Annotated in this window: 19 protein-coding genes; 13 read left to right on the top strand and 6 right to left on the bottom strand. The window is 65.5% G+C overall.

Features of this window, described 5'->3' with window-relative positions; translation table 11 throughout:
• Positions 1 to 121: 121 nt before the first annotated feature.
• Genes AO501_RS32965 through AO501_RS32915 form a run of 11 tightly spaced genes read left to right on the top strand, consistent with a single transcriptional unit; the run spans position 122 to position 10,999 of the window.
• Complete coding sequence (locus AO501_RS32965) at positions 122 to 862, top strand: MlaE family ABC transporter permease (protein WP_055581836.1); 741 nt, start codon at positions 122 to 124, stop codon at positions 860 to 862.
• The gene (locus AO501_RS32960) at positions 859 to 1,779 is read left to right on the top strand and encodes an MlaE family ABC transporter permease (protein ID WP_231752699.1); all 921 of its coding nucleotides are present in this window, start codon (positions 859 to 861) and stop codon (positions 1,777 to 1,779) included. Before AO501_RS32965 ends, AO501_RS32960 begins: the two co-directional genes overlap by 4 nt.
• Positions 1,780 to 1,790: 11 nt before the next feature.
• Positions 1,791 to 3,059 carry an MCE family protein gene (locus tag AO501_RS32955; protein ID WP_055581761.1) on the top strand — a complete coding sequence of 423 codons (1,269 nt, stop codon included), beginning with the start codon at positions 1,791 to 1,793 and terminating at the stop codon, positions 3,057 to 3,059.
• Positions 3,056 to 4,096, top strand: coding sequence for an MCE family protein (locus tag AO501_RS32950; RefSeq protein WP_055581760.1), 1,041 nt, complete (start codon positions 3,056 to 3,058; stop codon positions 4,094 to 4,096). Before AO501_RS32955 ends, AO501_RS32950 begins: the two co-directional genes overlap by 4 nt.
• On the top strand, positions 4,093 to 5,256 hold the full coding sequence (locus AO501_RS32945) for an MCE family protein (protein WP_156452915.1): 1,164 nt from the start codon (positions 4,093 to 4,095) through the stop codon (positions 5,254 to 5,256). Before AO501_RS32950 ends, AO501_RS32945 begins: the two co-directional genes overlap by 4 nt.
• On the top strand, positions 5,253 to 6,551 hold the full coding sequence (locus AO501_RS32940) for an MCE family protein (protein WP_055581759.1): 1,299 nt from the start codon (positions 5,253 to 5,255) through the stop codon (positions 6,549 to 6,551). The genes AO501_RS32945 and AO501_RS32940 overlap by 4 nt, the downstream gene beginning before the upstream one ends.
• Positions 6,548 to 7,675, top strand: a complete 1,128-nt coding sequence (locus tag AO501_RS32935; RefSeq protein WP_055581758.1) for an MCE family protein — start codon at positions 6,548 to 6,550, stop codon at positions 7,673 to 7,675. The genes AO501_RS32940 and AO501_RS32935 overlap by 4 nt, the downstream gene beginning before the upstream one ends.
• Positions 7,675 to 9,165 carry an MCE family protein gene (locus tag AO501_RS32930; protein ID WP_055581757.1) on the top strand — a complete coding sequence of 497 codons (1,491 nt, stop codon included), beginning with the start codon at positions 7,675 to 7,677 and terminating at the stop codon, positions 9,163 to 9,165. The genes AO501_RS32935 and AO501_RS32930 overlap by 1 nt, the downstream gene beginning before the upstream one ends.
• Positions 9,166 to 9,192: 27 nt before the next feature.
• Complete coding sequence (locus AO501_RS32925) at positions 9,193 to 9,843, top strand: tetratricopeptide repeat protein (protein ID WP_055581756.1); 651 nt, start codon at positions 9,193 to 9,195, stop codon at positions 9,841 to 9,843.
• The gene (locus tag AO501_RS32920) at positions 9,840 to 10,514 is read left to right on the top strand and encodes a hypothetical protein (protein ID WP_055581755.1); all 675 of its coding nucleotides are present in this window, start codon (positions 9,840 to 9,842) and stop codon (positions 10,512 to 10,514) included. The genes AO501_RS32925 and AO501_RS32920 overlap by 4 nt, the downstream gene beginning before the upstream one ends.
• Positions 10,484 to 10,999, top strand: coding sequence for a CAP domain-containing protein (locus AO501_RS32915; protein ID WP_055581754.1), 516 nt, complete (start codon positions 10,484 to 10,486; stop codon positions 10,997 to 10,999). Before AO501_RS32920 ends, AO501_RS32915 begins: the two co-directional genes overlap by 31 nt.
• A gap of 4 nt (positions 11,000 to 11,003) precedes the next feature.
• On the opposite strand, the gene AO501_RS32910 is transcribed toward AO501_RS32915, so the two are convergent.
• From AO501_RS32910 to AO501_RS32900, 3 genes are all read right to left on the bottom strand, one after another.
• The gene (locus AO501_RS32910; RefSeq protein WP_055581753.1) at positions 11,004 to 12,650 is read right to left on the bottom strand and encodes an NAD-dependent malic enzyme; all 1,647 of its coding nucleotides are present in this window, start codon (positions 12,648 to 12,650) and stop codon (positions 11,004 to 11,006) included.
• Positions 12,651 to 12,714: 64 nt separating this feature from the next.
• The gene (locus tag AO501_RS32905; protein ID WP_055581752.1) at positions 12,715 to 12,972 is read right to left on the bottom strand and encodes a hypothetical protein; all 258 of its coding nucleotides are present in this window, start codon (positions 12,970 to 12,972) and stop codon (positions 12,715 to 12,717) included.
• A gap of 159 nt (positions 12,973 to 13,131) precedes the next feature.
• A complete protein-coding gene (locus AO501_RS32900) occupies positions 13,132 to 17,268 on the bottom strand; it encodes a bifunctional nitrate reductase/sulfite reductase flavoprotein subunit alpha (RefSeq protein ID WP_055581751.1) in 4,137 nt (1,378 codons plus the stop codon).
• 361 nt (positions 17,269 to 17,629) lie between these two features.
• Here AO501_RS32900 and AO501_RS32895 point away from each other — a divergent pair, with 361 nt between their 5' ends.
• Both AO501_RS32895 and AO501_RS32890 read left to right on the top strand, forming a co-directional pair.
• Positions 17,630 to 18,100, top strand: a complete 471-nt coding sequence (locus tag AO501_RS32895) for an LppP/LprE family lipoprotein (RefSeq protein WP_082658997.1) — start codon at positions 17,630 to 17,632, stop codon at positions 18,098 to 18,100.
• A 142-nt stretch (positions 18,101 to 18,242) separates the two neighbouring features.
• Complete coding sequence (locus AO501_RS32890) at positions 18,243 to 19,697, top strand: nitrate/nitrite transporter (protein ID WP_082658993.1); 1,455 nt, start codon at positions 18,243 to 18,245, stop codon at positions 19,695 to 19,697.
• Here AO501_RS32890 and AO501_RS32885 read toward each other — a convergent pair.
• The 3 genes from AO501_RS32885 to AO501_RS32880 all read right to left on the bottom strand — a co-directional run.
• Entirely contained in the window at positions 19,694 to 21,634 is a 1,941-nt protein-coding gene (locus AO501_RS32885; RefSeq protein ID WP_055581750.1) for an acyl-CoA dehydrogenase, read from the bottom strand. The genes AO501_RS32890 and AO501_RS32885 overlap by 4 nt on opposite strands.
• 463 nt (positions 21,635 to 22,097) lie before the next feature.
• The gene (locus AO501_RS37595) at positions 22,098 to 22,427 is read right to left on the bottom strand and encodes a hypothetical protein (protein ID WP_156452914.1); all 330 of its coding nucleotides are present in this window, start codon (positions 22,425 to 22,427) and stop codon (positions 22,098 to 22,100) included.
• Between the two features lie 173 nt (positions 22,428 to 22,600).
• Positions 22,601 to 24,439: ABC transporter permease (locus AO501_RS32880; protein WP_331457996.1), on the bottom strand; the 1,839-nt coding region annotated here is incomplete at its 5' end.

Genomic DNA, 24,439 nt, shown 5'->3' with positions numbered 1-24,439 from the left:
ACAAGATAAGCCGGATTTTCCCTGCTGCTCGGCGTAATGGATCCGAGATGAGCCTTTTGCAACTGCGGATTGACCTGGGGGGGTGCAGACCGTGACGACCGCATCGACCATCGCCAAGCCTATGAATGCGCTCGGCGAGTTCTTCAAGTTCTGCGCCGAGACTTTTGTCGTCCTGGTCCGGCGCTCCTGGAATTGGCGCGAGATTCTCGAGCAGATCTGGTTCGTCGCCCGGGTGTCGATTTTCCCGACCATCATGTTGTCGATTCCGTACACGGTGCTGATCGTGTTCGTGCTCAACATCCTGCTCGTCGAGATCGGCGCCGGCGACCTTTCCGGCGCCGGCGCGGGACTCGCGTCGGTGACGCAGGTCGGTCCGGTCGTGACGGCGATGGTCGTTTCGGGGGCCGGCTCCACCGCGATGTGCGCTGACCTGGGCGCGCGCACCATCCGCGAGGAGATCGACGCCATGAAGGTGATCGGGATCAACCCGATCCAAGCGCTGGTGGTTCCGCGTCTTATCGCCGCCACCTTCGTCGCGGTGCTGCTCTACTCGGTGGTCGCGGTCACCGGACTGGTCGGCAGCTACATCTTCGTGGTCTACGTCCAGCACGTCACACCCGGTGCGTTCGTGGCCGGGATGACCCTGCTGACGGGGCTGCCGCAGGTGGTGATCTCGCTGATCAAGGCGACGTTGTTCGGAATCTCCGCGGGCCTGATCGCCTGCTACAAAGGCCTCTCGGTCGGGGGCGGCCCGGCCGGTGTAGGCAGCGCGGTGAACGAAACTGTGGTGTTCTCGTTCATGGCGTTGTTCTTCATCAACATCTTGACCACCGCGCTCGGTGTGAAGGTGACCGCGAAATGAGCGTGGATGCGCCCGCCGCGCGCCACGGGATATCGCCGCCCGCTGAGCCGGGGCGAACGGCGCAACGCAAGGAAGCCGTCGTCGATGAGCCGTCGTGGCTGTCTACGCTGGGGCCCCGCCTGACCGCCGCCACCCGACAACTGGGTGAGCAGACCGCGTTCTACGGGCGGGCACTGGCGAATATCGGCGAAGCGGTGCGCCGCTACCCTGGCGAACTACTCCGCCTGATCGCCGAAATGGGCATGGGCACAGGCGCATTGGCGGTGATCGGTGGCACCGTCGGCATCATCGGTTTCCTCACGCTGACCACCGGTGCCCTGGTCGCCGTTCAGGGCTACGACACGTTGTCCAATATCGGCGTCGAAGCGATGACGGGTTTCCTGTCCGCGTTCCTGAATGTGCGGATGATCGCGCCCTGCACGGCGGGTCTGGCCCTGGCGGCGACCATCGGTGCGGGTGCGACGGCTCAACTGGGCGCCATGCGAATCAATGAGGAGATCGACGCCCTCGAAGTGATGGGTATCCGGGCCATCACCTACCTGGCATCCACGCGCATCATCGCCGGTGTGCTGGTGGTCATTCCGCTGTATGCCGTCGCCGTGCTGATGTCGTTCATCGCGGCGAAGTTCCTGACGATCTCGGTGTACGGCCAGTCGCGTGGTGTCTACGAGCATTACTTCGGCACCTTCCTGCACCCCAACGACTTGTTGTGGTCGTTCCTGTCGGCGCTGACGATGGCGACCGGTGTGATGGTCGTGCACACCTACTACGGTTTCACCGCTTCCGGCGGTCCGGCCGGGGTGGGAGAGGCGGTCGGTCGCTCGGTGCGGTCATCGATGATCGTCACTGCCTTTGTCTGCCTGATGATTTCGCTGTCCGTCTACGGGCAGCACGGCAATTTCAACCTGTCGGGTTAGGTTCTGCGAGAGTGAGCAACCAATACCCCAGCGGTGCGTTCCGGCCCAACCGCGTCCGAGCAGCCAAGATCGATCCGATCTGGTACGCGCCGATCCTGTTCATCGTCGTCGCGGGCCTCATCGCCTTCACCACCGGCGCGTTCTCGGGCAAGTTCCAGCAGACGATCCCGCTCACCCTGGTCTCGGACCGGGCGGGGCTGGTGATGGAGCAGGGCGCCAAGGTCAAGTTGCGCGGCGTGCAGGTCGGGCAGGTCGCCTCGATCGGTACCGACGTGAAAGCCGCTCAGCTGCAACTGAAGATGCAGCCTGACGCGTTCAAGTTCTTGCCGAGCAACATCGAGGCCGAGATCAGGTCGACCACCGCGTTCGGGTCCAAGTACGTCGACCTGATCGTGCCCGAACACCCCAGTCCGGTAGCCCTGAAACCCGGCGCGGTGTTGCACTCCCGCAATGTGACCGTCGAGGTCAACACGGTCTTCGAGAATCTGCAGTCACTGGTTCAGGCCATCGACCCCGCCAAGTTGAACGCGATCCTGTCGGCCTTCGCTCAGTCGGTGCGCGGCAAGGGGGATCGGATCGGCCAGGCCATCACCGATTCCAACAACCTGTTGTTGGCCGTCAATCCCCGGCTGGAGACCATCCATAAGGACTGGAAACTGTTCGGTAAGACCGCTGCAGTGTATTCGGCTGCAGCGCAAGACATTCTGTCGATCCTGGACTCGGCGTCCACCACCAGCGTCACCATCACCGAGAACCAGCAGTCCCTGGACGCGCTGCTGATGTCGGCGATCGGCTTCAGCCAGACCGGCATCGGGGTCATCGGCCGCAACGAAGGCAACATCGTGCAGGCGATCAACCTGCTCGACCCCACCACCAGGCTGCTGGACATGTACTCGCCGACCTACACCTGCCTCTTCCAGGGCGCGCAGTGGTACGTGGAGCACGGCGGCCGACACACGTTGGGCGGCAACGGTTACTCGTTCATCATGGACGCCGGCCTGCTGTTCGGCGACGACCCGTACCGTTACCCCAAACACCTGCCGAAGGTGAATGCCACCGGAGGTCCCGGTGGAAAGCCCGGGTGTGGCTCGCTGCCCGACCCGAGCGCCAACTACCCGGTGCGTGCGCTGGTCACCGACACCGGATGGGGCGCCGCGCCCAACGAGATCCGCACCAACCTGGCCGTCGGAAATCCCTGGTGGTCCAACTACTTCCCGACCACCAAGAACCCGCCCGAGCCGCCGCGTTACTTCTACCGTGGAGGACAACCGCCACCATGAGTCCAGAAGGAAGGCCGAGCACCTTCAAAATTTGGGCCAGGGTCGCGCTCTTCACCGTCGTCTGCCTGGTCTTCACTTTTACGCTGATCGCGGTGTTCGGGCAGCTCCGATTCGAGGACCGCACCGGATACCACGCGGTGTTCACCAACATCTCCGGGCTGAAATCCGGCAACTTCGTCCGCATCGCCGGAGCGGAGGTCGGCAAGGTCGGCGACATCAATCTGCACCGCGACGGCACGGTCAGCATCGATTTCGCGATCGACAGGAGTGTGCGACTCACCGAGGGCTCCCGCGCCGTCGTCCGGTACGAAAACCTGATCGGTGACCGGTATCTCGCGCTCGAACAGGACGCCGGCTCACCGCACCGGTTGGCGCCCGGCGCGACGATACCGCTGTCGCGGACGGCGCCGGCCCTGGACGTCGACGTGCTGATCGGCGGCTTCCGTCCCCTGTTCCGCGCACTGGATCCCGATCAGGTCAACGCGCTGTCCGGCCAATTGCTGCGTATCTTCCAGGGGCAGGGCGGCACCCTGTCCTCGGTCCTGGCGCAGACCGCGACGCTGACGTCCACGCTGGCCGGCCGCAGCCAACTGATCAGCGAGTTGATCACCAACCTGAACACCGTGCTGCACACCTTCGCCACCCGGGATCACGAGTTCGCCGACGGGTTGGACAAGCTGTCCGAGTTCGTTGACGGGCTGGCACAACGGAAGAACGACATCTCGACGGGACTGGCGTATGTCAACGCCGCCGCCGGATCGATATCCGACCTGCTCGTGCAGGCACGCCAGCCGATCAAGGACGTGGTGCACGAAACCGACCGCACATCCGGCCAGATCCTCGCTGACGGGCCATACGTGGACAACCTGCTGCACAGCCTTCCCGACGTGTATCAGGTGCTGTCCCGGCAGGGACTCAACGGCGACTATTTCGGCTTCTACTTCTGCGAAGTGTTGCTCAAGCTCAACGGCAAGGGGGGCAACCCGATCTACGTCAAGCTGCTGAACCAGCCCTCCGGGCGGTGCACACCGCAATGAGCCGCTTCAAACGCACACCGGGGAAGGGCCGCAGCTCGGTCCTGTTGGGAGTGATGGGCACCGTGCTGGTGACATGCGCGGTCATCGTCGCCTTCCAGTACGACAAACTGCCGTTCGTCAACGGCTACGACAACTACGCCGCGTTCTTCTCCGAGGCCGGCGGCATCAAACCCGGGAATCAGGTCCGGGTTTCCGGTGTGGGCGTCGGCAGAGTCTCCGATGTCCGGTTGGAGGGCACCAAAGTCAGGGTCGGTTTCACCGTGCGCAAGAGCGTCGAGCTGGGTGACCGGACCGAAGCGGCGATCAAGACGGAGACGATCCTGGGCTCCAAGATGCTGGAGCTGACGCCGCGTGGCGAAGGCCGGCTGCGGGAAACCATTCCACTGCAGCGAACCACTTCGCCCTACGATCTACCCGATGCGCTGGGCGATCTCACCACCCAGATCAGCGGCCTCGACACCACCCAATTGTCCTCATCTCTAGCGACTTTGGCCGATACGTTCAAAGAGACACCGCCGAATCTGCGGCCTGCGCTCGAGGGTGTCGCCCGATTCTCGGACACCCTGAACAATCGCGACGCCCAGCTGCGCAGCCTGTTGAGCAACGCCAACAGCGTCTCCGGAGTGCTCGGACGGCGCAGCCAACAGATCGCCACGCTGGTGTCGAATTCCAATGCCCTACTGGTGGCCCTGCTGCAGGAGCGCGATTCGATCGACGCCCTGATGAACAACATCACCGCGGTGTCGCATCAGATCTCCGGATTAGTCGACGACAACCGCACTCAGCTCAAACCGGCACTCGACAAGCTCAACGGCGTGTTGGAGATACTCGACAACCGCAAGGAAGACTTGCAGCGGACTTTGCCCAAATTCAAAAGGTACGCAATGTCTTTCGGTGAGGTGCTGGGTTCCGGGCCGTTCTTCAAGGCCTACGTGGCGAACCTGGTTCCCGGTCAGCTCAGCGGCCCCATTCTCGACTCCCGGATGTATGACCGGTATCTGGATCCCAACCAGGGCCTGCCGTCGGAGTCGGTCGACCCGCCGACGGGAACCCCTCCCGTCCCGCCGGAGGCCGCGCCGGTGCCGCTGTGGTCGCAGCCACCCTCACCCGGTCCCGCGCCGGGTCCGCCTCCTGAACCCGCAGAAACGGGGGGCCGATGAACATCAATCGCGGCATCGTCCGCAAAGTGACCGCGGTCAGCCTGGCCGTCACCCTCGTCGCCGCTTCGTTTCTGGTTGGCCGGAATCTGTGGAAAGAAGTGGAAACCAACACTTATTCCGCGTATTTCGTCAACGCCAACGGTCTGTTCGCCGGCGACGAGATCCGCATCCTCGGCGTCGGCGTCGGCACCGTGGACCGCATCGAACCGCAGCCGGCCAGCACCAAGGTCGTCTTCTCCGTCGACAAGCAGTACGCGATTCCCGCCGACGCACGTGCCGCCATCCTGTCGCCGTCGCTGGTCACCTCGCGAGCCATTCAGCTCGTCCCCGCCTACTCGGGTGGTCCCAAACTCGCCGCCGGAGCGTCGATTCCGCTGAACCGGACCGCGGTACCCGTCGAATGGGACGACTTCCGCAAGCAGTTGGAGAAGCTCACCGAAGCCCTGCAGCCCACCAGTCCGGGCGGCGTGAATTCGATTGGCGAGCTGGTCAATTCGACGGCAGAAAACCTGCGGGGTGAGGGCGATACCGCTCGCGACACCATCATCAAACTCTCGGCCGCAATCTCCGCTCTCGGCGATCACGCCGACGACATCTTCAGCACAGTGCGCAACCTGCAACTACTGGTGTCGGCCCTGTACTCCAGCAGTGACCTGCTGGCGTCGTTCAACCGCAACCTGGCCAGCGTCACGACGGTGCTGTCCAACACCCCCAACGAGGTCGCCAATGCGGTCCAGGGCCTCGACGGAGCCCTGGCGGACCTGCGCGGCTTTCTGGCGGAGAACCGCGAGTCGATCGGCGTCACCTTCGACCGATTCAGTTCGATCACCACCGCCCTGAACGGCAGCCGGGCCGATATCAAGCAGATCCTGCACGTGGTTCCCACCGTGTTCCAGAACTTCACCAACATCTATCAGCCGGCGCAGGGCGCCATGACCGGCATCATTGCGCTGAACAACTTCGCCGACATCCCCCAATGGATCTGCAGCTCAATCGAAGCCGCGTCCCGGCGGGGCCTGGACCGGGTGTCGAAACTCTGCCTGCAGTACGTCGAGCCGATCATCAAGAACCGCATCTACAACTACGTCCCGGCGGGGCTCAACCCGTTCGTCGGGCCGCAGGCTCGCCCCAGCGAGATCACCTACAGCGACGACCGGCTGCGCCCGGATTATCAGGCCCCGACGCCACCCGAGCCGCTGCCGGCCGAACAGCCCGCACCTGCTCAGGCCCCGACCGTCGTCGACCCGAGCCTGGGTCTGCAGGGCCTGATGGTTCCGCAGGGTGCCGGTTCATGAGGCGCGCCATCGTTGCCGTGCTGAGCATGGCAAGCGTCGCGGTGCTCCCGGGATGTGGGAGCGACTGGCACGGCCTGAATTCACTGACGCTGCCGGGCACATCCGGCGGTGGGCCGGGCTCCTACACGATCCAGGCGGAACTGCCCGACGTCGTGAACATCCAGGAGAACACCCGGGTCCGGGTCGACGACGTCAACATCGGCAACGTCACCAAAATCGAAGTGCAGGACTGGCATGCGCTGGTCACCATGAAGATCAACGGCGACGTCCACCTGCCGGCCAACGCCACCGCCAAGATCGGGCAGACCAGCCTGCTGGGCTCGATGCACATCGAACTGGCGCCGCCCAAAGACGAGCCGCCGGTGGGGCAGCTCAAGAACGGGTCGGTCATCCCGTTGTCGCACGCCAGCATGTATCCCACCACCGAGCAGACACTGGCATCGGTGTCGGTGCTGCTGAACGGCGGCGGGCTGGCCCAGCTGCAGGAGATCACCCAGTCGATCGCGAAGGCCTTCGCCGGCCGCGAAAATGACATGCGCAGCCTGCTGCACCAAATCGACGAGTTCATCGCCGGGACGAACAAGCAAACCGACGACATCATCGCCGCCTCCGAAAACCTCAACGCGCTGGTGGGACAGTTCGCCGCCAAGGACCCGGCTGTCGACCGGGCGCTGACCACCGTGCCGAAGGCGCTGGCGGTGCTGGCCAGGGAGCGCGGCCAGATTGCGGATGCGATCGATCAGCTCGGCAAGTTCAGCGCCATAGCCGCCGATACCGTGCGGCAGAGCAAGGAGTCTCTGGTCAACAATCTGCGCCAGATCGCGCCGGTGCTGCGCCATCTCGCGGATGCCGGCCCCGCGCTCACCAAGGGTTTGGACGGCCTGGCCACCTACCCGTGGCCGACTTCGACGGTCACCAACTGGTTCCGCGGTGACTACGCCAACCTCACGATGATCGTCGATCTGACGCTGAGCCGCATCGACACCGGAATCTTCACCGGCTCCCGGTGGGAAGGCAACCTCACCCAACTCGAGATGCAGTGGGGACGCACCATCGGCATGCAGCCCAGTCCCGCCACCGCGGGCAACCCGCTGACCTTCCCCTACCACGACGGGGGATACTGATGCTGCGCCTGAACCGCAAGACCTGGATTCAACTGGCCGTGCTGACCCTAGTGACCATCGTTTCCTGTGGCGCAATGGCTTTCAACTACATGAAGCTGCCGGAGACGCTGTTCGGGATCGGCGAGTACAACGTCACGGTCGACCTGCCCCAGTCCGGCGGGTTGTATGAGAACTCGGTGGTGACCTATCGCGGCACCGACGTCGGCCAGGTCAAGTCGGTCAACGTCACCGCCAACGGGGTCCGCGCGGTGCTGGCCATGCGATCCGGTGTCAAGGTGCCCGCCGAAGTGCAGGCTTCCGTGCACAGCCGTTCGGCAATCGGTGAGCAGTTCATCGAATTGACTCCCCAACCCGGCAAGGGGGGAGAAAACGCCCGGCAGTTGCGTGCCGGCGACGTCATCCCGGCCGGCCAGGTCGACGTGCCGGTCGACATCGGGCGGTTGCTGGACATGACGAACCGTGCGCTGCAGGCCATTCCGCGGGACAACCTGCGCACGGTGACCGATGAGGCGAACCGCGCCGTCGGTGGCCTCGGCCCGGAGCTGTCTCGGATAGTCGACGGCTCAACGGCATTGGCCATCGCCGGGGGACGGACCATCGATCCGCTGGCCACGCTGATCGACCAGGCCCCGCCCGTGCTGAACTCGCAGGTCCAGACGGCCGATGCGATTGCCACGTGGGCAGCGCGGACCGCGGCCATCACCGCGCAGTTCCAGGCGCAGGATGCCGCGTTGCGCGACCTGTTGACGCAGGGCAGTGCCGGGCTGGAGGAAGGCCGCGCGATGCTCAACCGGGTCGCGCCCGCGGTCCCGGTGTTGTTCGCGAACCTGGTGAGCCTCGGGGACATCGCCTACGTCTACCGCCACGACATCGAACAGATTCTGGTGCTGCTGCCGCAGGGGATCGCCGTCATGGCCGGTTCGCTGGTACCGAACGCCGGCACCAAGCAGGACTACACCGGCTTCTATCTGGACTTCAACCTCAACATGAACCTGCCGCCGCCCTGCACGACCGGCTTTTTGCCGCCGACTCAACGCCGCTCGCCGGCCAGCGTCGACGCCCCCGACCGCCCGGCCGCCGAACTATATTGCCGGCTGCCACAGGATTCGGAGCTCAATGTCCGTGGCGCACGCAACATTCCGTGCGAAACGAAGCCCTGGAAGCGGGCTCCCACCGTCGAGATGTGTGAGAGCGACGAGGAGTACGTGCCACTCAACGACGGTTACAACTGGAAGGGCGACCCGAACGCCACCACCAGTGGACAGGGTGTGCCCCAGTACCCGCCGGGACAGGATCCGCGGCTCCCACCACCGCGCGGCACCGCACCGGCGCCTCCGGCGCCTGCGCCGCCGCCACCGGTGGCGGTCGCCACCTACGACCCGTCCTCCGGTGAGTACATCGGGCCGGACGGGCACCGCTACACCGAGGCCGACCTGGCGCACCCGCGTGCCAAGAACTGGCAGTCACTGCTGGTGCCGTCCTCCCCGTAAGCCTCGTCCCGTAAGACAAGGAGCAACATGGCCGAAGAACCTGATACCCCTGACCTCGATGAGGTGACAACCGACATCGAGGACGTGAAAACCGAGGACGCCCACACCGACGAGGACGCCGAGGCCGATGGGGAGGCTCAAGACGACGAGGACACCCCGGCAGGCAAAACCCGCCGACGGCTGCGGATCGGCAGCCGGTTCTCTCAGCCCGCACGCGCACTGGTGGCCGGCGCGCTCGTGGTGGCCGCGCTGGCCGGATTGACCGGCTGGCTCGGCTACCGCGCCTACCAGGAGCGGGAAGCGCAGGCGCAGCGCGATCTGTTCGTGCAGATCGCACGCCAGGGCGCGGTGAACCTCACCACCATCAGTTACACCGAGATCGATTCGGACGTGCAGCGGATCCTCGACCTGGCAACCGGAGCGTTCCGCGACGACTTCGAACACCGGTCCAAGCCGTTCATGGAACTCGTCAAGGCGGCACAGTCGGTGTCGGAAGGCACGGTGACCGACGCCGGTCTGGAGTCCCAGCAGGGCGACTCCGCGCAGGTGCTCGTCGCGGTCGCGGTGAAGTCACGCACGGCGGGCGGCGAAGAGGCGCCCCGGGAATGGCGGATGAAAATCGAGGTCAAGGCGGTCGGGGACGATGCCAAGATGTCCAATGTGGTGTTCGTGCCATGACGACACTGAGCGAAAGGGCCAGCGAAAGGACGGAGGACACCATCACCGAAACGCCTGACCCGACCACCGAAGAAGAGGCCACGCAACAGGATTCGGAGGTCTCCGAGGTCAGCGACACCAACGAGGTTGCCGAACTCGACGCGTCCGATGACCAGCCCGACGAACCGGAACCGAAGAGGAAGCCGATCGCATGGTCGCGGGTGCTTGCGTACGGCGTGCTGCCCGGTCTGGCCTTACTGCTGGCAATCGCCGCGGGCTACTTCAAGTGGGTCGCCGTGTCGGGGACCGACGTTGCGAAGGCGCGCACCGAGTCGATGCGCGTCGCCAGCGAGGACGCGGTAGTCCTGTTGTCCTACAGCCCCGATACCGCCGAGAAACAACTCAGCGCCGCCCGCGACCGGCTGACCGGCGATTTCAAAGACGCCTACACCGCGCTGACCCGGCAGGTCGTCATTCCGGGTGCGAAAGAGAAACGCATTGCGGCGGTGGCGAAAGTGAATGCGGCGGCGTCCGTATCGGCAACGGCGACGCACGCCGTCGTGCTGTTGTTCGTCGACCAGACTGTGACGATCGGCGACGGCGGCACCCCTACCGACACCCAACCAGTAGTCCGGGTGACACTGGAGAAAGTCGACGGCCGATGGCTGGTTTCGCATTTCGACCCGGTATAAGCCTGAGCGGGCCGGCAGTCGCCGTATCCCTCACGGCGGCAGCAGTATTGGCGATCCCGTCCGCACAGGCCGATAACAAGCGGCTCAATGACGCGGTGGTCTCCGGCGTCTATACCCTTCAGCACCAGGCCGGCTGCACCAACGACGTCGTGATGAACAACTCGCTCTACCTGGCCGCCCAGTGGCACGCCGACGACATGATGAGCAACCGAAACATCAACGACGACATCGGATCCGACGGCTCAACACCGCAGGACCGCGCCAACGCCGCCGGCTTCCGCGGCCGGGTCTCCGAAACCGTTGCCATCAACCCGGCCCTGTCGATCAGCAGCTTCGAGCTATTCAACCAGTGGTACAACAACCCCGAATACCTTGCCATCATGCGGGATTGCGCCAATACCGCGATGGGTGTCTGGTCCGCCAATAGCCTGGACCGCACTGTGGTGGTGGCCCTGTACGGGCAGCCGGCAACTCCGGCCCGCTGAGGCGTCAGTCGTATACGGGCGACCACATCCGGTCGAGCACGGCCTGTCTGACATCGTCATAGGTCCTGGTGGCGACACCGTCGTCGACAGCGGCGTGATACACCGCCTCGGCGACCTTCGCCGAAATATCCCGCAGATTCTGCACATCCGGAAGCAGCGAGTCGCCGGGTGCAACCGGATCAGCCTGTTGCGCGACGGCCTTCGCCGAAGCGTGCAGCATCGACTGGGTGAGCCGGCGGGCGCCGGCGACGATGATGCCCAGCCCGATGCCGGGGAACACCAGCACATTGTTGGCCTGACCGATGGTGTACGTCGTTCCCTCGTGTACGACTGGCGCCATCGGGCTGCCGGTGGTGACCAGCGCCCGGCCGCCTGACCACTGCACCAGGTCGGCCGGCATGGCCTCCATCCGGGACGTCGGGTTGGACAGTGGAAAGATCATCGGCCGCTCGCAGGCCGCGGTCATCGCCTCGACGGCCTCCCGGGTGAACGCACCGTGCACCGCCGAGCACCCGAGCAACACGGTCGGTGCGGCCAGCTTGATCGCATCGACCAGCCCGACGTGCTGGTCCGCGGCCACGCCCAGCCCCTCGCGGTTCTTGGCATAGGGCACCTGGAAGTCACGCAGGTCGTCCATGTCGTCGAACAGCAGACCCTGGCGGTCGATCGGCCAGATCTGTGACGTGGCCTGCTCGGGAGTGGCGCCGTCGGCGATCATGGCCTCGCGGATCTGGTCGGCGACGCCCAGCCCCGCGGTGCCGGCGCCGAACACCACGATGCGCTGATCCCGCAACGGTGACCCGGTGACTCTGCAGCCGCCATAGACCGCGGCCAGGACCACCGCGCCCGTTCCCTGCATGTCGTCGTTGAACACCAGGTAGTTCTCACCGTAGGTCTGCAGCACCTTGCGCGCGTTGGCCGGACCGAAGTCTTCGAAGTGCAGAATCGCCTGCGGGAAGAACCGGTGAGCCGTCTCGATGTAGCGCCTGATGAAGTCGTCGTACTGGTCGCCGCGACGGCGGGCGTGCCGGTTGCCCAGGTAGAACGGGTCCTGCAGCAACTGCTCGTTGTCGGTGCCGACATCCAGGGACACCGCCAGGCAGCGCCGGGGATCGATGCCGCCGCCGGCCGTGTAGAGCGCCAGCTTGCCGACGGTGATCTGAATCCCGCCCACGCCCCAGTCGCCGATGCCCAGAATCGCCTCGGCATCGGTGCAGACGATCAGGTCGATGTCGTCAGGGCCCTGCCCGAGCGTCGCGAAGGCGTCGGCGATCTCATCGGGCTCGTCGATGCTCAGGAACAGTCCACGCTGGCCGCGGTACTCGTCGGAGAAGCGCTGGATCGCCTCGCCGACGGTAGGCGTGTACACCACCGGCATCAGCTCGGGAAGGTGATCGGTGAGGACCTTGTAGTACAGCAGTTCGTGGCGGTAGTGCAGCTGTTCCAGCAGCAGATTACGGCCCAAATCGGTTGCCATAGTTTGCAATTGGTGCCAGACGCGGTCGGCCTGCTGGTCCAGGGTCAGCACTGCGGACGGGAGCCTCCCGGTCAGCCCGAGCCGGCGCCGCTGTTCGTGGGTGAATCCCACGCCGCGGTTCAGACTCGGGGTCGACAGTGCTTCCGGGAACCGTGGCACGCAGGCATCACTCATGGCCAGCTCCGTCCGTGACTAGGGAGGTGTCAGGTCACGTTAGCGCTGAATGAGTAACCGGGGGTTACCAGCCGGAGGCGGATTTGCGCGTGTCCTGGTTCAGGTCCGGGTGCTCCGCCAGGTCGCAGATGCACATTTCCTGGGCCCGGCGGCGGAAGCGGCCGGTGCGTTCGAACTTCAGGTGCTGGGCGTAGACCTTGTCGCGCTGGTTCTGGGAGAAAGCCAGGTCCAGGTTGACCGGCAACCCGGCCCAATCGACCTGGTCAGCCGATGCGCTGGTGCCCTGGCGGGTTCGGCAGTGCCGTGGGCAGACAGTGCGCACATCTGTCGCAGAGCTACCAGACTTGCCTTCAGACTCCCGAGCCACGCGTACGACCCTCCCTCGAGTGCACGTTCTCTTGGGTGAATGGTGCGACGCCCATGTTTCAGCGAAAGGCGTGTGACATTTCCGTCAAATTAAGCGATTACCCAGTAGTGGCGCTTAGTACACATCGCGGTGGTAGCGCTTGTCAGCGCTCAGCGCCTGCACGAAGGCCCTCGCCGCCTCCGCGTCGAGTTTGCCGTGTTCGGCTGCGATATCGCAGATTACCTGGTCAACGTCCTTGGCCATCGGGTCGGCGCTACCGCATACGTATAGCTGGGCACCGTCTTGGAGCCAGCTCCACAGCTCGGCACCGCGCTTGCGCATCAAATGCTGCACGTACACCTTTTCCCGCTGATCACGGGAGAATGCCAGGTCGAGCTCGTTGAGCAACCCGTCGGTGTGCATGGCCTGGATCTCATCGCGGTAGTAGAAGTCGGTGGCCGCGTGCTGCTCGCCGAAGAACAGCCAGTTGGGTCCGGTGTGGCCCAACGCGCGCCGCTCCTGCAGAAATCCGCGGAACGGGGCGATCCCGGTGCCGGGGCCGATCATGATCATCGGAGTTTGCGGGTCGCTGGGAGGCCGGAAGTTCTTCGACGTCCGCACGTAGACCGCGATCCGGTCCCGGGGGGCGCGGTCGGCCAGATAGGTCGAGCACACCCCGCGCCGCGGGACGCCCTGGAAGTTGTACCGCACCGGCGAGACGGTGAGATGGACCTCCCCGGGATGCACTTTGGGGCTCGACGAAATCGAATACAGCCGCGGCTGTAGGGGTTTGAGCACGCTCAGCCACTCGTTTACCGACGCGTGCACGGGCGCCTGCGCCAGCAGGTCCACCGCCTGGCGGCCCCAGGACCAATCCGCCAGCGCCGCTTTGTTTTCCGTCCTCATCAACTCGTCCAGCCGGGCGGCCGCGCCGGCGTCGACCGTCCGCTGTTGCACGAAGCGCAGCAGGTCGAGGCTGATATGGGCGATCTCGAAGCGGTCGGTCAGCGCCGTGCGCAACGACATCGCGCCGTGGTCGGCGACCTCGACCTCGGTATGTCCGTCCAGGCCGGTGACGGTCAGCCATTCGTCGACGAACTGCTCGTTGTTGTGTGGCCAGACTCCGAGCGCGTCACCGGCCTGATAGTCGACCGTCGCCTCGGGCAGGTCAAAGACCAACTGGCGGACGTCCTTTGCCGACTGCGGCCGGCTCAGTGTGATGTTGCGGATCACGTCGGTGACCAGGGGCCGCTTTTTGGTGTAGTGCTGCGTGCTGCTGGTGGCGGTCGCGGGCTTGCGGACGGGTGTGTCCGACAGTGCGCCCAGCATGTCGTCGAGCCAGCGGGCGGCGGCGTCTTCGTAGTCGGGCTCGCAGTCGACGCGGCCGGTGATGCGGGTCGCGCCCAGTTCGGCGAGCCGCTCGTCGAGCCTTCGTCCGTGGCCGCAGAAGTCGTTGTAGTTGGAGTCGCCGAGGGCCAGGACGGCGTAGCGAGTCTCGGCCAGCCGGGGCGCTTCCTGGCCCGAGAGTGCCCGCCACAGGGCGGCGCCGTTGTCGGGCGGATCGCCGTCACCGGTGGTGCTGGTGATCAGCAGTAACTCGCGCGTGCCCGGCAGGTCGCCGACCGGGAAGTCGTCCATCGCGTGCACGGCCACCGACAGTTCGGCGTCGGCAAGGCGCGCGGCCACGTCGGCCGCGAGTTCCTCGGCGTTGCCGGTCTGGGAGGCCCACAGCAGCACAACGGCGGGCCGGCCGGCTGCGGCATCGGGCTTGCGGTGGGTGTCGACATCCGCGGTCGGTGCCGAGGTGCGTGAGCACATCCCCGCGATCACGCCGTCCAGCCACATCCGGGTGCGGGTGTCGAACGGTGCGCTGACCGGCAAAGTGGGCAACCCGGTCATCGGCCGGCCGGCCTCGACCCGCAGCCCGGCCAGCAGCCCCGCCAGGTAGGCGCGACCGTTCGGGTCGAATTCGGGCGCGGGTTCGGATGCCACCCCAAGGAACTCGGCGATCGCGTCGATCTGGGACAGGCTGACGAGAGGCGCCGGGTGACCGGTGTCGGGTGTCTGCGACTCCTGGGGCGGCGTCGCGGTGCGGCCGGCGACCTTGGTCAATGTGACCGCGCAGGCCTTGTACTCCGGTTGGCGCGACACCGGGTCTACGGCGTCATTGGTGACCGCGTTGATCGACAGGTATTCGCCGAAGGTGTCGTTCCAATGGAACGGGGCGAAGCAATTGCCGGGCCGGACCCGGTCGGTGACGACGGCGGGCAGCACGGCGCGGCCGCGTCGGGACGCGATCTCAACCCGATCACCCTCGCAGATGTCCTGACGGACAGCATCTTCCGGGTTGATCTCCACAAAAGGCCCCGGGTTGAGCTTGTTCAGCTTGGCGACCTTGCCGGTCTTGGTCATGGTGTGCCACTGGTGCGGCAGGCGCCCGGTGTTGAGCAGGAACGGGTAATCGTTGTCCGGCATCTCCTCAGGCGGCAGGTGCGGACGGGCGAAGAACACTGCCCGCCCGTGCGGAGTCGGGAACGCGAGCCGGGGTACGTGCCCGTCCTCCCGGACCAGGCGGGTCTGGCTGACCCCGTCGTTGAGGTAGCGGATCGGGTTGCGGTCGGTGGTGCTGTCGGGCGGGCAGGGCCACTGCACCGGCGTCTGGCGTAACCGCGGGTAACTGATGCCACGGATGTCGTAGCCGGTCCTGGGATTGGCGAAACGCTTGATCTCCTCGAACACCTCCTCGGCGGAGGAGTAGCTGAACGAGTCGGAAAACCCCATCGCGCAGGCGATTCGGGCGATGATCTGCCAGTCCGGTAAGGCCTGCGGCGGTGGATCGACTGCCTGCTGGAACAGAGTGAGGTTGCGTTCGGAGTTGACCATCACGCCGTCGGACTCCGTCCACAGGGCGGCCGGCAGCACGACGTCTGCGTATTCGTTGGTCTCGGTCTCCAGATACGCGTCCTGGGTGATCACCAGTTCGGCCCGCTCCAGACCGGCCAACACCGTCTTCCGATTAGCAACGGTGGCAACGGGATTGGTGCAGATTATCCAGCACGCCTTGATTTGACCGTCGGCCATGCGGGTGAACATGTCGATCACGCCGTCGCTGACGTCGGTGCGCAGCGACCCGCGGGGAATGCCCCACTGGTCCTCGGTGAACTCGCGGTCCTCGCTGCTGGTCACCGCGCGCTGGCCCGGCAAACCCGGTCCCATGTAACCCATTTCGCGCCCGCCCATGGCGTTGGGCTGGCCGGTGAGCGAGAACGGTCCGCTGCCGGGTTTGCAGATCGCACCGGTGGCCAGATGCAGGTTGCAGATCGCGTTGGTGTTCCAGGTGCCGTGGGTGCTCTGATTGAGTCCCATCGTCCAGCAGCTGATCCAATTGGCGGCTTCGCCGATCCATTGCGCCGCGGTGCGGATGTCTTCGATCGGAATGCCGGTGATGTCACTGACCCGCTCGGGGGTGAACTGTTCCAGGAAGCCGGGCATCACCTCCCAGCCGGTGGTGAACTCGGCGATGAAGTCCGGGTCGGTGTGCCCGTTGCGCACGATCAGGTGCAGTAAGCCGTTGAGCAGCGCGAGATCCGAGCCGGGGGCGATCTGCAGGAAAAGGTCGGCCTTGGCCGCGGTCGCGGTGCGGCGGGGATCGACGACGATCATTTTGGCACCCGCCTTGACCCGTTCCATCATGCGCAGGAACAGAATCGGATGGCAGTCGGCCATATTGGCGCCGATGACGAAGAACACGTCGGCGTGGTCGAAGTCCTGGTATGAGCCGGGCGGGCCGTCGGCTCCCAGCGACAACTTGTAACCGGAACTGGCCCCGGCCATACACAGCCGCGAATTGGATTCGATCTGGTTGGTGCCGATGAAACCTTTGGCCAGCTTGTTCGCCAGGTACTGAGCTTCCAGCGACATCTGCCCCGACACGTACAGGGCTACGGCGTCAGGTCCGTGCTTGTCGATGATGCCCCGTAACCGCTTGGCGGACCGCATGATCGCGGTGTCGGTTTCGACGGGTTCGAACGGCTGACCACGGTCGGTCCGGATGTAGGCCGATTCGGCTCGTCCCGAGGCGGCCAGAAAGTCAGCCGTGGTCGTGCCTTTGGTGCACAATCGGCCGAAGTTGGCCGGATGATTCTCCTGCCCAACGGTTTTCGCGATGTGACGGCGGCCGCTTTCCGGATCCGTGGTGATCTGCAACACCATTCCGCAGCCGACGCCGCAGTAGGCGCACATGGTGCGCACGGCATCGTCGGGGGATCGCATGGTGATTTCCGACCTCTCCTCTCGCGCACCGGGAACTGTCCTGATCGTCCGGTAGCGATGTTTCGGTACCGCGCACCCGAGGTTTCAGCGGCTTTACGGACTTCTCGCACGGGGTGAGGCCCCGTGTGCGGTCGGCGTGAAATTCGGGTGGCGGTGCGCGCCGCCGTCAACGCAACACCGGTCCTCGTCGACCAGTGGTCTTCGCCGAGGTTACCCACGCCGAGCCGCGCTTCAGGCTCTGCACCTGGGGTTTTGACCAAACCCGACGGACATTCACAGAGTGTGCCCAGCTGCGGCGGGCGGCGGCCGGCCTCTTCGCTAAGCTCGCGAGGTGCGGTCTCGGTTCGGCGCTGCCCTGCTCATGCTGGGGGTGGCGGTGGCAGGTTGTGGTGGCCATTCGTCGCCGCCGCCGCAAGCGAAACCGGATTCCTGCAAGGAGTCCGACAGCCCCACCGCCGACACGGTACGGCGGGCCATCGCCGCCGTCCCGGTCGAGGTGCCGGGGTCTGCCTGGGTGGAAATCGCCCGCGGCCACACGCGCAAATGCCGGCTGAACTGGGTACAGATCATCCCCACCATCGCCTCGGAATCGACGCCGCAACAGCTGTTGTTCTTCGATCGCAACACCCCGTTGGGTTCGCCCACCCCGAACCCCAAGCCCTACATCACCGTGCTGCCTCCCGCCGACGACACCGTGACCGTGCAGTACCAGTGGCGAAACGGCAGTGACGAAGAATGCTGCCCCACGGGCAAGGGCACGGTGAAGTTCGAGATCGGACCCGGCGGCAAACTCAGGGCGCTCAGCCCCATCCCGCATCAGCCGCCCGCCTAGACCTGCGCTTTTCGCCTCACTCAGCACTTCTACAGCACACCTACAGCAGTTTCCGGCTGCTGGTGGCGTGCTTGACTCCGGTTCGCCTGGCACGCTGAAGCTTCCGTACCGGACACCGGGTCAGGACGCGGTAAGGAGGGTCATGCACCAGCAAACGCTGCCGCCGAGGGTGCAGCCTTGTGACAACATCACGAGCGGTCGTCGTGGCCCGCGTCACATCTCCCACTGGGATGCCGAAGATGTGGACGCGTGGGAGGCCGGCAACAAACTGATCGCGCGACGGAATCTGTTGTGGTCGATCGTCACGGTTCACCTCGGCTACTCGGTCTGGACGCTGTGGCCGGTGATGGAACTGTTCATGCCGCAGAACGTGTACGGGTTTTCCACGGGCGACAAGTTGCTGCTGGGCATGACCGCGACGTTGGTCGGAGCCTGCCTGCGGATGCCTTACTCGTTGGCCACCGCGGTCTTCGGCGGACGCAACTGGGCGATGCTTTCGTCGCTGGCCTTGCTGGTCCCCGTCGTCGGCACGATGGTGTTGTTGCTGCACCCGGGTCTGCCGTTGTGGCCGTACCTGATCTGCGCGGCGCTCACCGGATTGGGTGGCGGCAATTTCGCGGCCTCGATGAGCAACGCCAATGCCTTCTATCCACACCGGCTCAAGGGTTCCGCGCTCGGATTGGCCGGCGGTATCGGCAATCTCGGTGTGCCGACGATCCAGCTGGTCGGGCTGCTGGTCATCGCCACCGCAGGCGACCGCAAACCGTATCTGGTCTGCGGAATGTACGCGGTGTCACTGGTGATCGCGTCGATCGGGGTGACCCGAGGCATGAATACCGTTGCGCAGCATCACGTCAGGCCCGCACAGCTGCGGCCGATCATCGCGGCGATGTTCGCGTCCCGCGACACCTGGCTGCTCTCGCTGCTCTACCTCGGTACCTTCGGCTCGTTCATCGGCTTCTCCTTCGCGTTCGGCCAGGTGTTGCAGACCAACTTCGTGGCGGGCGGGGAAACGGTGGCGCAGGCCAGCCTGCACGCCGCCGAACTCGCCTTTCTGGGCCCGCTGTTGGCTGCGGTGGCAAGGGTTTACGGCGGCCGGCTGGCCGACCGCATCGGTGGCAGCCGCCTCACGCTGATGGTGTTCCTCGGCATGGCGCTCACCGCAGGGCTACTGATCAGCACCAGTGCCCATCAGCACCGTCATCACGGCGGTACCGCCATGGCCGGCTATTTCGCCTGCTTCATAACACTTTTCGTATTGTCCGGACTGGGCAACGGATCCGTCTACAAGATGATCCCGACGATCTTCGAGGCGTGCAGCCGCACGCTCGATGTCGGCGAAGCCGATCGGCGGGAATGGTCGCGGATCATTTCCGGCGTGGTCATCGGGTTTGTCACCTCCGTCGGCGCACTCGGCGGGGTCGGCATCAACCTCGCGCTGCGGGCGTCGTATCAGAGCACCGGGGCCGGGACCGAGGCATTCTGGATCTTCATGTGCTGCTATGCCGCTGCCGCCGCGCTCACCTGGCAGGCTTACGTCCGCAGAGCCGTCACCCCGGTGGTGCGGTCCGCGGAACTCGTTGTGGGCAAGGCTTAGTCGGGCAGATTCTCCGGGTGCAGCATCTCGGCGTAGCGCAGCGGCGCCGGGATGCCGAACCCGTCGACCAGCGTCCTGGCGTGCGGGCGCAGCACCCGGCACCGGTCGTTGATGCCCCGGGTGACGGCTTTGGCGCGCTCGGTCGACAGGTACCGGTGCTCGATGAACCAGGCCTTGTCCTCTTCGATGACCGTCAACGCGTACAGGTCGCACACCACGCCCAGCAGCTCGCGTGCCTCGCGGTCCCGGCATGACTCGATCCCGGCGACGAAGGCTTCCAGCACCACGGTGTCGATGTGCGCTTTCGCCGCGTGCAGCACGTGATCCTGCACCGCGTTGAACGCGTCGAAGGCCGACATCTCCTTGGACTTGCCCTGCAGCCGGCGCGCCACCGAGGACAACAGGTATTCCTCACGGTCTTCGAACATCTGCACCTGGGTGCCGCGGTTGAACAGGCTGCCTTCCTCCTCGTTGTCCTGCCGCGAGTCGACGATGCGCTGCATGATCGCTTCGGCCGCAGTGCGTTTCTTCACCCGGTCGCCCACGGTGTTGGCCGCGAAACGCACCCACTCGACCGGGCTCATGCTCTTGATGTCGTCGGCGTAGGCGGTCAGTAGTTCCTTCGCCACCAGCTGGGTCAGCACGTGGTTGTCACCTTCGAAGGTGGTGAACACGTCGGTGTCGGCCCGCAGCGCGATCAGCCGGTTCTCGGCCATGTAACCGGCGCCGCCGCAGGCTTCGCGGGCCTCCTGGATGGCCTGGGACGCATGCCAGGTGTTGGCCGCCTTCAGCCCGGCGGCACGCGCCTCCAGCTCCCGCTGCTCCTCGGCGTCCACCACGTCGGAGGTCTGCAGGTCATGACACTTGGACACCAGTTCGTTCTGAGCGAACTGCAGCGCGTACGACTTCGCGATCAACGGGAACAGCCGACGCTGGTGCACCAGGTAGTCCATGATGAGCACTTCGTGGTCGTCGTCGCCGGGCGCGCTGAACTGCCTGCGCTGCAACGCATAACGGGTCGCGATGTCCAGCGCGACGTGGGCCGCGTTGCCGGCGCTGCCACCGACGGTGACCCGGCCGCGGATCAGCGTGCCGATCATCGTGAAGAAGCGCCGGTTGGCGTTGTCGATCGGCGAGGTGTAGGTGCCGTCCGGTTCGACCTCGCCGTACTTGTTCAGCAAGTTGACCCGCGGCACGCGGACGTTGTCGAACATGATGCGGCCGTTGTCGACACCGGGCAGGCCGCCCTTGTAGTGACAGTCCGAGGTGGTCACGCCGGGCAGGTCGTTGCCGTCGGCGTCGCGGATGGGGACCAGGACGCAGTGCACGCCGTGGTTGACCGGCTTGCCATCCTGATGCGTGATGAGTTGGGCGAAAACCGCTGCGATGGTTGCGGTTTCGGCCGCGCCGCCGATGTAGTCCTTGCGCGAGGTCGGGGTGGGGGAGTTGACGACGAACTCTTCGGTCTCGACGTCATAGGTGGCCGTGGTCTCCAGCGACTGGACGTCGCTGCCATGCCCGGTCTCGGTCATCGCGAAACACCCGAGCAGATCCAGGGTGATGATGTCCCTGACGTAGGAGGCGTGGCGCTCGGTGCCCAGATTCTCGACGGCACCGCCGAACAGGCCCCACTGCACGCCGGCCTTGACCATCAGCGAAAGGTCGGACATCGCCAGCATCTCGATCATGGTGACCGCCGCACCGACGTCGCCGGTGCCGCCGTGCTCCTTGCGGAACCCTTCGTCCGAAACGCCGGCGGCCGCCATCATCTGCATCTGCTCGGCGACCTTGGCGCGCGCGATGACCGTGTTGGGGGTGTAGTGCGGACGGAAAGCCTCATGCGAGAGCTTGGCCCGCGTCTCGTTCTTCACGTCGCGCCAACGCCCGTCAAGCGCGTCGCGGATGTAGTCGGCAGTGCTTTTGTTGTCTGACGCCATTCCCCGACCGTAGTCGTTCGAATGCCCGGCAGGAACAGGTCGGCCCTATGAACACAGTGTGTCGCAGAAATCTTTCAATCGTTACGTGCATTCTCGTGTTCGTCGTAATCGGCGGCGCGGGCCCAGGGCATGCTGATTTGGTTCCGGCACAAGGGAATTGCCGGGTCTTATGACCGTCGGCGCAGTTTCGCCCGCGCTCCGTGTACGATGCCGGATGCCCCCTCGCTGGGCGCCACCGCCGCCGCCCGAGGCCGTCATTGCCGCCGCGGCGGAGCCGGCCTAGGGGCACGTGCAATGCCCCGCCGATTATCTCTCCAAATTGTGACGAACCTCCATCACAGGGTTCCTTCACCATCGAAACGGAGGCGACTTTAGTCGGCTGGGAAATTCATGCGTCAGGTGGATCAGGCACCGCCGAAGGTGATGGAAATCGCGCAATTGGTGGGGTAACCCGTCTCCCGGACTAGGGACACATGAAGCTGATCGGCGGGCATTCCCTTCTGGTGATCGCCTCGATCGGCGGATTGGCACCGTCCCAGATCGAGATCGGGCTGCCCTGCGAGGTGACGTTGCCCATCCCGTAGTTGGTCGGATACCAGGTGTGGCAAACGCCCCAGTCCCAGTCGATGAACTGGTTCACAATGTAGGGCGGCTGCTTGGGGTTACCCGGACACCACTGGTGCGGCGTAAACGTCTCCGCGTGGGCGACGCCCGCACCCCACCCCGCGAGTGCGGCGGACCCCGCCAGCAGTGTTGCTGTCAGGACTTGCTTTGTTGCGTGGGCCAGTCGCACGATGGCCCTCCTTTCGGCAGGCAGAAAACAGGTGCGCAGGGAAGTTCGTTGACGCGATTCGCGTCCCGCAATATGCGCGCCATTTCCATTCTTGAAATGGCATTCAATGCAGTCGGGCCGAGATTAGCTTCGGGGACTTGTGGAATTCTTGCGTGCGGTCCCACCACTACCGGTCAAGGTCGCGCAATTTCCGGCTTCTCGCGAGGCAGCGGCGCTGCCGCCGGCGGACGCAATCGATATCGGACAATCCCGAGCCACACCGCGCCGAGGACCCCGAGCATGAGCATGTCGAATACCCACCAACCCGAGTAGTGGCTCCACATCGCGTTGTGGTCCGCCAGCTTGTCAATCCGGCGCAAATCCACCGTGGCGGCCGCCGCCGCAAAACCCCACTGGGCCGGGACGAACCACGAGACCTGGTCGTAGCCCCAGGTCCCCACCAGCGAGGCCAACCCACCCGCGAACAACAGCGAGGCCAGCAGCGCCGGGATCAACAGCGGCACCACCTCGGCCATCGACTTGCCCAGCGACGACAGCGCCAACCCCACGATCGCCGAGACGATGGCCGTCGCCGCCACGCTGACGTAAAGCTCGATGCCCGCCGCCAGTGGGGACGTGCCGAGCAGCGCCGCGCCGTGCTTGGGTCCGCCCTTGCCGACGATGACGAACGCGGTCAGGATGGCGGCCTGTGTCGCGGCGACCAGACCGAAGACAGCGAGTTTGGCCAGCAGGTACGCCGATGCGGACAATCCGATTGTCTGTTCCCGCCGGAAGATTCGGCGTTCGGAGACCAGGCTGCCAATGGTGACGGTGGTGCCCATGAACACCGCGGCGAAGTTGAGCGCGGCCAGGATCTCGATCGCTTCGTGGGCGTTGGCAGACGACGGGCCGGGCCGGCTCAAGCCGGAATTGCCGGGGATCAACAATGTCAACGCTCCCAACACGAAGGGGAGCGCCAACAGGAAGAGCGGATACACCGGGCTCGACGACAGCAACCGCAGCTGACGACGGACCAGCAGCCGGAACTGCTGCCCGAAGCCGGGGACGGGCGCGAGCCGCTGCGGCCTGGCTACCGACGGCGGCGTCGGCGAGACCGAAGACTGCTGGCGCATCAGGAAGGCGTGGTGGGCGCCGTGCGGGTCTGCGCTGATCCGCCCGAAGATTTCGAACCAGTCGGTGGTGCCCAGCGCCGAGTCGATATGCGAGGGCGGCCCGGCGAACGCCAACTGGCCCGCGGGCGTGAGCAGTAACACCTGGTCGCACATGTTGAGGTAGGCCGGCGAAGTGCCGGCCACCACCACCACGCAGCCGAGGTCGGCCTGCCGGCGCAGCAGCGCCATGACGTGCTTCTCCCGTGCCGGATCAAGCCCGGCTCCCGGCCCCTCGACCACGAGCAGCGACGGCCTGGTGAGCAGCTCGACCGCCAGCGACACGCACCGGCGCGCTTCGGGCGGCAACTTGGCGACCCGGGTCGTGCGGTGCGGGGTCAGCTCGAGCTCGTCGAGAACCTGATGGACGACCCGGTCGCGGTTCTCCGGCGAGGTGTCCGGCGGCAACCGCAGCGCGGCCGCGTATTCCAGGGCTCGCTCCACGGTGAGCCGGGGATGCACCCGGTTGTCGCGCGCCACCGCACCGATCCGTAGTCGCTGCACATCGGGCTCCGCGTGCACGTCATGGCCGTCCACGGTCAGGAGACCTGAGGTCAGCCGGCGGGGTCCGGCGAGCAGGCCGGTCAGTGCGAAATTGCGCGCCGCCGTCGGCCCGACGACCGCGATCAGGGATCCCGGGGGTGCCGTGAACGTGACGTTCGACAGCAGTTCGTGGCCGTCGACGGTGAGGCCGAGCTGGTGACCGGCGACCCCGATCGTCCGCGCGCCCGGCAGCAGCGGCAACCGGCTGGTCTGGGGCGGGAGCTCGTCGAGTGGGTGGTCGTCGCCGCCGGGGAGCATCCTTCGGCCCGCCTCGGTCATCCGTTCGACCAGCCCTGGCAGCTTGGCCGGGGCGTCCTGGGG

Origin of the sequence: Mycobacterium gordonae (genome assembly GCF_001417955.2) — a bacterium.
Lineage (GTDB): Bacteria > Actinomycetota > Actinomycetes > Mycobacteriales > Mycobacteriaceae > Mycobacterium > Mycobacterium gordonae_B.
The sequence above is the reverse complement of the archived record's forward strand: the minus strand, read 5'-3'. Positions and strand labels throughout refer to the sequence as shown.